Source organism: Agrobacterium sp. ICMP 6402 (assembly GCF_009498615.1).
Classification (GTDB): domain Bacteria; phylum Pseudomonadota; class Alphaproteobacteria; order Rhizobiales; family Rhizobiaceae; genus Agrobacterium; species Agrobacterium burrii.
On the sequence record NZ_QSNV01000001.1, the window covers coordinates 1,044,104 to 1,056,081 of the forward strand.

The window sequence follows — 11,978 nt, forward strand, 5'->3', positions numbered from 1 at the left end:
GGGCCAAAGGCCGGAGGAGGAACAGCATATGTCGACATCAGGCACGATCCGCACCGGTATCGGCGGTTGGACCTTCGAGCCCTGGGAAGGCACCTTTTATCCGGAAAAACTGCCGAAGAAGCGCCAGCTCGAACATGCCAGCCGGCAAATGACGGCAATCGAGGTGAACGGCACCTACTACAGCAGCCAGAAACCGGCGACCTTCGCCAAATGGGCCTCCGAAGTGCCTGACGATTTCATCTTCTCCCTGAAGGCCAGCCGCTTTGTCACCAACCGCAAGGTTCTGGCCGAAGCGGGTGAATCGATGACGAAATTTTTGACTCAAGGACTGACGGAGCTTGGCTCTCACCTCGGCCCGATCCTCTGGCAATTTGCGCCGACGAAAAAATTCGATGTGGAGGATTTCGGCGCCTTTCTGGCGCTCCTGCCGGAGAAACAGGATGGTATCCGGCTTCGCCATGTGGTCGAAGTGCGCAACCCGACATTTCAGGTACCGGAATTCATCGATCTTATCGCCAGACACAAGGTCGCCGTTGTCTGCGCCGATCACCACGATTATCCGATGCTGCCGGATGTGACGGCCGACTTCGTTTATTGCCGCCTGCAAAAAGGCGAAGACGACATCGCCACCTGCTATCCGAAGGCCGAGATTGGCCATTGGGCAAAACGGGTCAAAACCTATGCGGCGGGCGGTGTACCTGATGATCTGCCGCTGATCGCGCCCGACCGGAAAGCGGAAAAGACACCGCGCGACGTTTTCGCCTTCTTCATCACCGGCGGCAAGATCAATGCGCCCAACGGTGCGCAGGAATTGCAAAAGGCTGTCTGAGTGATGCGGCGCCGCTGAACACCGGATGTTGCAGCCTCACCCGGCAGGTCGTCGTGTTGGAAAACATTCGATGTCCGGAGAATAAACAGCCTGCGTCTCACTCCCGTCATCTCACCCCGGCAAGAATGCCGATGATCGCCCAAGACGTTTCGTCGGCAAAGGGCTGTCGTCTTTAGAAGGTTGAGCGGGAATGGATATGATCGAGACGGAACGTTTACGCCTGCGCCATTGGCGGGACGATCATTTTGACGCCTTCGCTGCAATGCAGACCGATCCGCAGGTGATGGCCGATCAGGGCGGGCCGGCGGACGAGGCGCGGAGCAGGGAAAAATTCGAGCGTTATCGCAGGGCGCAGCGCGAACAGGGCATCGCCCGCTGGGCGGTTGAAAATCCCGATGGCCTGTTTCTCGGTTATGCAGGCGTTATGCCACGCCTCTCCGAAGACCATCCGCTCGGCCCGCACCACGAAATCGGCTGGCGTTTCATAAGGCAGGCGTGGGGAAAAGGTTATGCGACCGAAAGCGCAAAAGCCGCCTTGGCGCATGCGAACGATTTCAAAGGAATAGCTGGGATCGTCGCTTATACAAGCTCCGATAATTTCCGCTCCCGGGCCGTCATGTCGCGCCTCGGCCTGATCCGCAAACCATCACTCGATTTCTGCATGACTGGCGATACCGGGAGGGAATGGCACGGGCTGGTCTGGATCGTCCCTTGAGAGATTACCCGATCCCGGCTGCGGAATTTCTCGCGATACCCCGGTCGCTAAGCGGCATGAAAATCGTAAGAAGGCCGTTTCCAGCCTTCAGCCCGCCAGTTCTTTTGTCGGATTGAAATCGATCGCAGCAAAAGCCGCCTCGATCACCTCCGGCCCTGCCCCCGGCCGGGTGGCATCGCTGGAGAGAATTTGCCGGAAACGGCGCGCGCCCGGCATGCCCTGAAACAGACCGACCATGTGGCGGGTAACGTGGTTGAGACGCCCGCCCGCGGCAATATAATCGACGGCATAGGCCATCATGGCGTCGCGCAACCCCATCCAGTCGTATTGCGGGGCCTCTTCGCCATAGATGCGGTGATCCACATCGGCGAGGATGGATGTGTTGTGGTAGGCAGCACGGCCAAGCATGACACCATCCATATGCTGCAGATGATCGCAAGCCTGATCGAGATCGGCGATTCCGCCATTGATACCGACGAAGACGTCGGGATTTTCCCGTTTCATGCGATAGACGAGATCATAATCGAGCGGCGGCACCTCGCGGTTTTCCTTCGGCGAGAGCCCTTGCAGCCAGGCTTTGCGCGCATGGATCCACACGGCATCCGCGCCGGCCGCGACAACACGCGCCAGAAAATCCGGCAACACCGATTCCGGCTCCTGATCATCCACCCCGATGCGGCATTTGACAGTCACCGGCACAGTCGCAACCGCCTTCATCGCCGAAACGCACTGCGCCACGACTTCGGGCTCGCGCATCAGGCAGGCGCCGAAAGTGCCGGATTGCACCCGGTCCGAAGGGCAGCCGACATTGAGGTTGATTTCATCATAGCCGTAATCCCCGGCAATCCGCACCGCCTCGGCAAGCTTGGCGGGGTCGGATCCGCCAAGCTGTAGCGCAACGGGATGTTCCTGTGGATGGTAACCGAGCAGCCTGTCGCGCTGGCCGTGGATGATGGCGTCGGCAACGATCATTTCGGTAAACAGCAGCGCACGCTTCGACAATTGCCGGTGCAGAAACCTGCACCTCGTGTCGGTCCAGTCGATCATGGGGGCCACGGAAAAAATCTTAACCCCTGATTTTATTGATTTTTCGTATAAATTCAATATTTTATACCCGTTATATTGATGTCGTTTTTCATCTTGTTTCGTCCTACTTTTTCCACGCTGTTCCACCCAATTTTATAGTCAAGTATGACGATGTCGTACCGAGAGAGGAATATTGAACCGATGAGCACCATCACCGCGAGAAAACGAAAAGACGGATCGCTTGGTTATACCGCGCAGATCCTCAGAAAAAAAGGCGGCCGTATAGTTTTCAGGGAGGCCAAGACTTTCGATCGAAAGCGCGAGGCGGAGGCGTGGGTTCGATTTCGCGAGACCGATATCGACAAACCTAGCGCGCTGGAGCGGTTGAATGCGGACCGCTTCACCTTAGCGGACGCCATTGATCGGTACGTCAAAGAGAAAGGAATGATGGGAGCCACCAAGAGCAGGTGCTCAGAACGATCAAAACCTTCAAGATTGCCACGATGGATTGCGCAGATATCCGAAGCGATGATATCGTGACATTTGCCACCCAACTGGCCGAAGGCCGTAAGCCGCATCTGTCCTCCATATTTTCGATCGCTCGGCCGGCGTGGGGTATGCCGCTTGATCCCGTCGCCATGCGGGATGCGCAGACGGTCCTTCGTAAGCTGAACGCCATCGCCAATTCTGAGAGCCGGTCGCACCGCCCTACCCCCCAGCTCGACAGGATCATGAATTACTTCACCACCCGAAATTTGGCGACGCTACATGTCTCACGCATGGATCGGGTGGTCGCGTTCGCAATCTACTCGACACGCAGGCAGGAAGAGATAGTCCGGATAGAATGGGAATATCTAGATGAGCCTCACAGCCGCATACTCGTCCGGGACCTCAGGCATCCTGGACAGAAAAAGGATAATGACGTGTGGTGCGAGCTTCCGCCAGAGGCAATGCAGATCATCAAAGCTATGCCGAAGACTGGGCCGCGGATATTCCCCTACGGCACTGCCGGGGTTGGCGCAGCCTTCACCCGCGCTTGCCGTTTCCTTGAGATCGAAGACTTGCATTTCCACGACCTGCATCACGAAGGGATTCCCCGCCTGTTCGAGATGGGTAAGACGATCCGACTCGCCGCCAGCGTATCGGGCCATCGTAATTGGAACAGTCTAAAAAGATACACGCATATCAGGGAGAAGGGCGATAAGTTCGCCGGGTGGAAGTGGCTAAAAACGGTGACGGATAACTAAGAGTGCTTGTATATGTAGACTTGAGGGATCATCCGGTAAGGCCGGAGATATGATCCCTTCATCGGCCGAAAAGAAGCGGCTGCTTACCTTGGGAGCACTGAATCTAACTCGCAAGATGCCGCCTACCATCCAGGCGCAAGGAAATGAGACAAGCGAGCGATAGACACGAAGCTTGACGAAATCAACGGGTTGGCGGTCGACCTTTGTGAGGACGAATTTGAGATGTGGGAGCGAGAGCCAGCGGCGCGAGTAGCGTTACGCGAAGACACAGGGACGAAGTCAGTGAGCCGGATTTCAACTAGCGAGGTTTCAAAGGCAACTACCGCGCCCCCTCTTAAATCAACACACCAGCACCCGATGCGAAAAAGGCAAATTTTCGGAATTGGGTAGCAACTGCCACCAGCCCTTCAGAGTGGGACTACGACGCCCTCGACAGACTCGCCTTTCGTGATGTTAGGGCAGCTCCGCTGCCAGTGATCCATCCATCCCGAAAAGAATCCGATCGACTCTCTTGCTGGACCTTGGTACGAACCGAAGCATGTTCAGACCCATAGACATACGACAACGCTGATTTTCCGCTCGCCGACCTCCGGCGAGGCCCTGTCGTATCGCGTAATCATCAAGGGATCGAACATGCCGACCAATCTGCCCGCCACCATTTCGCCGCAGACCTCCATCTCCTCTGAACTGGAGGCACTTCGGAGGGTGGAAATATTGGGGCAACCAGCACTTCCTGCTGTCACCCTATTGCCAGACCTTCACGCTTAGGAACCTTCGCACCTTCGACGAAGAGCGGTCGTACAAGGCTTTCTGCTTCATCCGCTGGCCGGATACCGAAGGCAGGCCGACCTGCGTCCGCTGCGCGCATTCGAACTGCTGGGAGATCCGACGTCGCCGTTTCAAGTGCCAGGCTTGTCGCCGCGAGTTCTCGGTCACGCCGGAACGGTCTTCGTGTTCCGGAAGATGAGCTTCCGGGACATTCTGGCGGGACTCTGGTTCTCGGTGAATTCGGTTAAAGGCAAGAGCGCTCTCCAGCTCTCCCGCGAGCTGGGCATCCAGTAAAAAACCGCATGGGTGCTGCTGATGAAGATGGGTGAGGCGATTTCGACGCGGCGCTTCCGAATGATACTGGAGGGCGAGATTCATATCGACGGCAAGTACGCGGGCGGCCACATTAAGCCGGAGAATCGAAAGGAGGATCGCGTCGATCGGCGTCGTGCCGAGAACCAGAACTTCAAGCGCCTGACCATCCTGACGTTGCGTGAGAAGACGCCTTTCCGCCGTGGGCGCGAGCAGACCCTATCGCGCGTCATCCGGAGTGAAGACTCCGACGAGGCGTGGGAGATGGTCAAGAAGCACGTTCGAAAGGGTTCACGGCTGCACGCGGACGAGCACTTCAGCTACGACGATCTTGAAGGCCTGCAGGAACTGCACCGGGTCAATCACAGCAAAGAATACCAGGCAGAAGGCGGGGGTCAACACGAACCACGTCGAGAGCTTCTTCAGCCGCATCCAGCGTGCCTATATCGGCATCCACCATCGCTTCTCGGTACGCTACTTCGACTGGTACGCGGCCGAAATCGCCTGGCGCGAGGACAATCGTCGTGTCGACAACGGCCTTCAGCTCCGGGGCATGCTCTACAAGGCGCCCTCAAGGCCAACGTCGAGAAACCTATGCGGATATTGGCAGGGCAACCACCCACCCGACCTTGTTTGGGAGGGCGGGGAGAACCCGGAGCGCCAGTGGCGGTGACTACAGAGGGGCCGCTAGGCCGTAGGGCATGGTGAATCTAGTAGCCAATCAAAGCTGGCGATCGCTTCACTCTCGGCCAAGTCGGCGCTTCCGAATAGTCCGAAATCGCCATGTATGGGCTTCCAACCTTCGGCGACGATCTCCCCTTCGAACACGTTTTGATACCATTCTTCCGGTCGGAGAACGTACACACCATAAGATCGTTCAACGATCCGAACGCGCCTCAGGGCGTCGCCGCCCTGGAGAACTTTTACTATCTGATCTGCATTGCTGGGTGCAGATCTCATCTTTTAATATTCTCCTCGGCAACGACATCTACATTTTACGCTTCGTCAGCATGAGGATCAATGCCGGGTACGCTGTCCCCATGCTATGCGGCAACCTCCCATAAATGCCGCTGCCCGTCGATCTTCCCCGCCCGGCGCACCCGATCAGCCTTGGCAAGCTGATCCAGCATCTGGGAGAAACGGTTGCCGATGAGGCCAAGCCTTGCGTCGTCTTCGCCGAGGCCGTTCTCGCGGGCGAAGGCCACAGCGAAGTCCGCTGTCGTGATCGGCCGTCCCGCCTCTCGGAGTGTCCGCAAAACGAAACCACGGCGATCAAAGCCTTTGAAGAGCATGGAGATGCTCCCCTTGTCGACACCATCCAGCTTGCGTCGACGGCGGGCGGATCCCTTCTCGATCAAGGGCGCATGATCCGGATCATAGGACCGAATGACGACATCGAATGCTGCCTGCTGCTGCTCCAGCAAGATGATCTGCGCCCGCAATTCACCGATGCGAAGGCCGATCTCCCCCTGCTTTCTCTTCAGTTCATCAACGATAAGAACCATGCTCAACCGCTCCATAGGATCGCAGCGATCCTATGCGTTCAGCGGCAGGAAGTCTGGTGGCAGTTGCCACCTAATTCCGCAAATTTTGTCAGCTCAAACGTGGTCCAAATGGGTAAACTCTGTTTTCAGCTGACGTTTTAAGCTTAGTTGGGCATCAGAACGTAGTGCCCGACGCCCCAAACCTCACCATCCTGATGCCCGAAAAGCCCCGCCGTTGCCAGAAAGAACAATCGCCAACGCCGTTCCCACAATCGGGCATCAACGCCATAAACCCGCTGCAGGATCGGTCGTACAAGCACGATCTCCCGGTCGAAATTCGCCAGCCAGTCGAGCGCTGTCCGACGATAATGCGATCCCGACCAGCGCCATTCCCGTTCGACGGTGAAAAGCGTGTCGAAACGATGCGGAAGGTCGAAGGCGGGCATGATGCCGCCGGTGAAGAAATGCTGCGCGATCCAGTCTGCCGGATTATTGTGGTCAAAACGGTAAGACCGGCTACGATGATTGAAGACGTGCAGGAAAAACCGGCCGCCCGGCTTCAGCCATGAATGAACACGCTCGAACAATGCGCGCCAGTTGGACATGTGTTCGAACATTTCCACCGAGACGACGCGATCGAAACGCGCGCCGGAGGTGAAATCATTCATATCGGCGGTCACCACCGACAGGTTCGAGAACCCCCGTGCCCGAGCGCAGCCGATGATATATTCGCGTTGCGATGCGGAATTCGAAACGGACGTGATCCGCGCATTGGGAAAGCGGCCTGCCATATAAAGGGAAAGCGAGCCCCAGCCGCAGCCGAGTTCGAGAATGTCCATACCATCCTGCAATCCGGCATGGGCAACGGTCTCGGCCAGCGCGGCAGTCTCCGCCTCATCGAGCGTCGTCGTGGCATCGGGATAATAACAGCAGGAATACTTGCGCTGCGCGCCCAGAACGAGCGCAAAAAACTCTGCCGGAACCTCATAGTGCTGCCTGTTCGCCTCATCGGTATGGCTGGCTACGGGAAATTTTGCCATATCGGCAGCGAAATCCAGCTCCGCCGCTGCGGGAATACGGGCAAGCCGTCGTTTCGTTCTGGCGCAGAGCATATCTATCCCGGCGAGTGTGACGCTGTCGTTGAGCGGCGCACGTTCTGCGGCATTGATGGCAAAGGCGAGCATGTTCATGGCGTTTCCTCGTTCTTGCGCGGCCCTGGAAAGAAGGCGTTGACGCGACGTTGCAAGGCACGGAATTTTTCCCCGCGCGAGTTCAGCATGTGCTCTTCAAGCGGCGGAATGCCGGAGACGTGGACGAGCAGCCAGTACATCATGACGGGTGCGGCGAGCGAGGCCCATGACAAGGCGTTCGTCTGAACGGCCAGCAGCGGCAAACTGCACCAGAAAAGCCATTCGAAGAAATAATTGGGGTGGCGGGAATAACGCCAAAGACCGGTTTCGCAGACGCCGGTTTTTGCTTCAGGAGTTTTCCTGAATTTCGAAAGCTGAGCATCCGAGAGGGCTTCCCCTGCCAACGCAGCGACGGCAATCATGGTGGCAAGGAGATCGATGACACGCGGAAAAACCTGGCCGTTGCCGGCGGCAAGATAAACCGCCAGAACAAGCACGAAGGCGGCGGCGGCCTGTATCTGGAGGAAGATGAAAAGCCGAAAGGAGGCCGCGCTGCCCCATTTTTCGATGAACTTTGCATAACGGGGATCTTCCCCGCCGCCCCGCGTGCGCAGTCCGATATGGCCGGCAAGCCGCAGGGACCAGACGGCAATAAGGAAGAATACGATGGCGCGCCGCCCGCCGTCACCCTCCGCCAACAAAACAGCCAAAACGCCGCCAAACCCGACGCTCGCCGACCAGACGGTGTCGATCCAGCCGCTGGAACCGGTTGCTCTCTGCAATGCCCACGCTCCGGCCATCAGGAGCGACATGAGAATGGCAAGCATCAGGATCACAGAAAACATCACTACTTCGCTCACCGTTTTGAACAGATCGAGGCCGGGTGTCGTGATGAGAAATACGCCCGGACCGGCAAAAGAGTTTCAGGGTTCGGAAAAAAATCTAAAAACCGTCGGCCGCTGAAACTTATCAGAGGGTTGCCTCGTATCTGCGCTGTCCCAAGGCAAATTTCTGTAATGCGATAGTGAGGATAGATGACCGACACCGAAGCAACACCAAGAGAAAGCCGGCGCCGCATCGCCATCGTGGGAACGGGAATTTCCGGCCTGTCGGCAGCCTGGCTATTGTCGCAGCGGCACGATGTCACGGTCTTCGAGGCGGCGGATCGCATCGGCGGTCACACCAACACGGTAACATTCGATACGGATAATGGGTCGGTTCATGTCGATACCGGCTTCATCGTTTATAACGAATGGACCTATCCCAATCTCACCGCGCTTCTTCAAACACTGGACGTGCCGACCGCAGCCTCCAACATGTCTTTCGCCGTTTCCCTTAACAATGGCGGCTTTGAATATTCCGGCGGAACCGGTCTTGGCCTGCTGGCACAAAAGAGAAATGCGCTGCGACCACGTTTCTGGTCGATGCTGGCGGACCTGCTGCGGTTTTACCGCAACGCTCCGCGAGACCTGCATGTGATGGGAGACGTGTCTCTCGACGACTATCTCACGCGCAACCATTACGGGGCGGCGTTCCGCAACGATCATCTCTACCCCATGGCCGCGGCCATATGGTCCACGCCAGCCATGGAGGTCGGCCGTTATCCGGCAGCGCATTTCATCAAATTTTGCCGCAATCACGGTCTGCTGTTGCTGCGCAATCGGCCAGTCTGGCGCACCGTCGTCGGCGGCGCACGCGAATATGTAAAACGCATCACCGCGCCGTTTGCGGATCGGATTCGCCTCTCGACGCCGGTGACGCGCATCCACCGCCTGCCGGACGGGATCGAAATCACCACTGTGGACGGCGAAGTCGCGCGCTTCGATGACGTGGTGATCGCAACCCATGCGGATCAGGCGCTCGATATGCTCGTGGATGCAACGCGTGCCGAACGGCGCATTCTCGGCGCTTTTACCTACACCCAAAACCGCGCTGTGCTTCACACCGACAGCAGTTTCATGCCGCGCCGGCGCGCTGCATGGTCAAGCTGGAACTATGTGGCGGACACGCGCATTGAAGCGGGCCAGCCGAGCATCACCTACTGGATGAACAGGCTTCAGCCGCTGGGCGAAACCCAGGACATTTTCGTAACGCTGAACCCGACGCGGGAACCGGATCAAGGAAGAATCATCGCCGAGGAAACCTATCACCACCCGGTTTTCGACGCTGGCACCGAACAGATGCGTCAGGAACTGTGGGCCTTGCAGGGCCTGCGAAACACCTGGTTCTGCGGCGCCTATTTCGGCTCTGGTTTTCATGAAGACGGTCTTCAGGCAGGCCTTGCCGTCGCCGAAGATCTTGGCGGCGTGTCCCGCCCCTGGAAGGTTGCCGACGACAGCGGCCGGATCATCCGCCTGGATTTGGCGACGATTGCGACAGGCACACAACTCATGGAGGCGACGGCATGACCCCTCCCCTTAACTCAGCGCTTTTCCCTGGCCACGTGACCCATGCGCGCTTCAAGCCGAAAACCCACAAGCTGGACTACCGGATTTATTCGCTGCTTCTCGATCTCGATGAGTTGGAGACGCTCAACCGGAAATTACGGTTTTTCTCCGTAGACCGTTTCAACCTGTTTTCATTTCATCGCAAGGATCGCGGCAACGGCAGCACGATCGGGCTGCGCCAGCAAATAGAGACCGCCATGGCGGCGGCAGGCATCGCCGTCGATGGAGGGCCCATTCGCCTGCTCACCATGCCGCGCCTGCTTGGCTGGGCCTTCAACCCGCTCAGCGTGTTCTTCTGCCATGGGCGCGACATGTCGCTCAAAGCCATTCTCTGGGAGGTCGATAACACCTTCGGCCAACGACACTGCTATCTGATCCCGGTGGAGGCCGGCACGGGAACAGAGATCGTCCAGCGATGCGACAAGGCCTTTTATGTTTCGCCCTTCATGGACATGGACCTCCACTATGTTTTCCGCGTCATCCCGCCGAGTGACAGGCTGAAGATCGTCATTGAAACTTTCGACGACGACGGTGCCGTCCTGACGGCCCGACATCTTGCCCGAAGGGTCGAGCTGACCGATGGCGCGCTCCTGAAAGCCTTCGTCACCATCCCCTTCCTCACGCTGAAAGTCGTTCTCGGCATTCACTGGGAAGCCCTGCAAATCTGGCTGAAGGGCGTGCGGTTTAGAAAGCGTCCGCTGCCACCAGTCGATCCCATCTCTTTCGTTCCCCCTTCATCGTCGCAAATCGAGGCCAGAATTCATGACCCCGTTTGAAAATCTCTCCCAATTGCCGGCACAGAATACCCGCCTCAACGGCCGCATAGGCATGGGGATATGGCTCATCAACCGGCTGCTGAACAATATCGAGCGGGGCCAGCTGTGCGTCGTCCTTCCCGGCGGCGGAACCATCGAAAAATCGGGTGGGTCTGAAGGCAGTCACGCCGTTATCGTGCTGCATAACTGGCGGGCAATTCGCCGGATGCTCGTCAACGGCGATATCGGCTTCGCGGAAGGCTTCATCGAGAATGACTGGTCTACGCCTGATCTGACGGCGCTCATCCGTTTCGCCGCTCAAAATCGCGACGCATTTGCAAGGTCGATGCGCGGCAGCCTGCCCATGCGCCTCATCAACCGGCTTGCACACGGGCTGAATGCCAATACCAGACGCGGCAGCCGCCGCAACATCGAGGCGCATTACGATCTCGGCAACGAGTTCTACCGGCAATGGCTCGATCCTTCGATGCTCTATTCGTCGGCGATTTTTGACGGCACCACACCCAGCCTTGAGGCCGCTCAACGCAAGAAACTCGAATGCATTGCGGAGAAACTCCAACTAACCGACAACAAAAGCGTCCTGGAAATCGGCTGCGGCTGGGGTGCGCTCGCCATCCACCTCGCCACGCAGCACAATGCCAGCGTGACCGGCATCACCCTATCGCCCTCCCAGTTGAGCTGGGCGAAAAACGCGGCGGAAAAAGAAGGCAAGGCCGGCCGGATCGATCTCAGATTGCAGGATTACCGCGATGTGACCGGCCAATTCGACAATATCGTCTCCGTTGAAATGTTTGAAGCGGTCGGTGAAGCCTACTGGCCAAGTTATTTCGAAACATTGAAACGCTGCCTGAAACCCGGCGGACGTGCGGTGCTGCAAATCATCTCCATCGAGGAAAACCGCTTCGATACATATCGGCGCAAGACAGATTTCATTCAGAAATACGTCTTTCCCGGTGGGTTCCTGCCCTCCGATTCAGCGCTCGAAAAAGCCGTCGGGCAAGCCGGCCTGAAGCTCACGGAGACAGAACTTTTTGGCCAGTCCTATGCGCTCACGCTTTCGGAATGGCGCCAGCGTTTTCATGCCCGATGGCAGACGATTTCCCTGCTTGGTTTCGACGACCGCTTCCGGCGGCTCTGGGATTATTACCTCTGCTATTGCGAAGCAGGTTTTGCCGAAGGGACCATAAATGTCGGCTTGTACACGATAGAACATCGATGAGGCGGGGCTAACAGGTGGAGAAAGA

The 11,978-nt window shown here is 57.6% G+C and carries 11 protein-coding genes and 2 pseudogenes; 9 read left to right on the forward strand and 4 right to left on the reverse strand.

The features are described 5' to 3' along the window. Positions 1-28: 28 nt before the first annotated feature. Positions 29-829, forward strand: a complete 801-nt coding sequence (locus DXT96_RS05205; RefSeq protein WP_153513717.1) for a DUF72 domain-containing protein — start codon at positions 29-31, stop codon at positions 827-829. Positions 830-1,019: 190 nt separating this feature from the next. Continuing rightward, positions 1,020-1,544, forward strand: a complete 525-nt coding sequence (locus tag DXT96_RS05210; RefSeq protein ID WP_153513718.1) for a GNAT family N-acetyltransferase — start codon at positions 1,020-1,022, stop codon at positions 1,542-1,544. A gap of 87 nt (positions 1,545-1,631) precedes the next feature. On the opposite strand, the gene dusA is transcribed toward DXT96_RS05210, so the two are convergent. After that, positions 1,632-2,648, reverse strand: coding sequence for a tRNA dihydrouridine(20/20a) synthase DusA (gene dusA, locus DXT96_RS05215; protein WP_153513719.1), 1,017 nt, complete (start codon positions 2,646-2,648; stop codon positions 1,632-1,634). Between the two features lie 123 nt (positions 2,649-2,771). On the opposite strand from dusA, the pseudogene DXT96_RS05220 reads away from it, so the two are divergent. The 4 genes and pseudogenes from DXT96_RS05220 to DXT96_RS27360 all read left to right on the forward strand — a co-directional run bounded on the left by DXT96_RS05220 (position 2,772) and on the right by DXT96_RS27360 (position 5,570). After that, positions 2,772-3,817: pseudogene (locus DXT96_RS05220) on the forward strand (tyrosine-type recombinase/integrase). A 736-nt stretch (positions 3,818-4,553) separates the two neighbouring features. Next, positions 4,554-4,784, forward strand: coding sequence for a transposase (locus DXT96_RS27350; protein ID WP_371418810.1), 231 nt, complete (start codon positions 4,554-4,556; stop codon positions 4,782-4,784). Positions 4,785-4,939: 155 nt separating this feature from the next. Beyond that, positions 4,940-5,200, forward strand: a pseudogene (locus DXT96_RS27355) (transposase); the annotation flags it as partial. Further along, positions 5,136-5,570 carry a transposase gene (locus DXT96_RS27360; protein WP_371418811.1) on the forward strand — a complete coding sequence of 145 codons (435 nt, stop codon included), beginning with the start codon at positions 5,136-5,138 and terminating at the stop codon, positions 5,568-5,570. The pseudogene DXT96_RS27355 and the gene DXT96_RS27360, both read left to right, overlap by 65 nt. A gap of 370 nt (positions 5,571-5,940) precedes the next feature. Here the strand turns inward: DXT96_RS27360 and DXT96_RS26885 are convergent, their stop codons facing one another. From DXT96_RS26885 to DXT96_RS05245, 3 genes are all read right to left on the reverse strand, one after another. Continuing rightward, positions 5,941-6,402 carry a hypothetical protein gene (locus tag DXT96_RS26885; protein ID WP_174372576.1) on the reverse strand — a complete coding sequence of 154 codons (462 nt, stop codon included), beginning with the start codon at positions 6,400-6,402 and terminating at the stop codon, positions 5,941-5,943. A 143-nt stretch (positions 6,403-6,545) separates the two neighbouring features. Then, on the reverse strand, positions 6,546-7,571 hold the full coding sequence (locus DXT96_RS05240) for a cyclopropane-fatty-acyl-phospholipid synthase family protein (protein WP_153513721.1): 1,026 nt from the start codon (positions 7,569-7,571) through the stop codon (positions 6,546-6,548). Next, on the reverse strand, positions 7,568-8,356 hold the full coding sequence (locus DXT96_RS05245; RefSeq protein ID WP_153513722.1) for a DUF1295 domain-containing protein: 789 nt from the start codon (positions 8,354-8,356) through the stop codon (positions 7,568-7,570). Before DXT96_RS05245 ends, DXT96_RS05240 begins: the two co-directional genes overlap by 4 nt. Before the next feature lie 189 nt (positions 8,357-8,545). Here DXT96_RS05245 and DXT96_RS05250 point away from each other — a divergent pair, with 189 nt between their 5' ends. The 3 genes from DXT96_RS05250 to DXT96_RS05260 are packed head-to-tail and all read left to right on the forward strand — an operon-like array spanning position 8,546 to position 11,953. Beyond that, complete coding sequence (locus DXT96_RS05250) at positions 8,546-9,919, forward strand: NAD(P)/FAD-dependent oxidoreductase (protein WP_153513723.1); 1,374 nt, start codon at positions 8,546-8,548, stop codon at positions 9,917-9,919. Beyond that, positions 9,916-10,734: a DUF1365 domain-containing protein gene (locus DXT96_RS05255; protein ID WP_153513724.1), complete on the forward strand. Its 819-nt coding sequence runs from the start codon at positions 9,916-9,918 to the stop codon at positions 10,732-10,734. The genes DXT96_RS05250 and DXT96_RS05255 overlap by 4 nt, the downstream gene beginning before the upstream one ends. Then, positions 10,721-11,953: a cyclopropane-fatty-acyl-phospholipid synthase family protein gene (locus DXT96_RS05260; protein WP_153513725.1), complete on the forward strand. Its 1,233-nt coding sequence runs from the start codon at positions 10,721-10,723 to the stop codon at positions 11,951-11,953. The genes DXT96_RS05255 and DXT96_RS05260 overlap by 14 nt, the downstream gene beginning before the upstream one ends. The last annotated feature ends 25 nt before the right edge of the window (positions 11,954-11,978 follow it).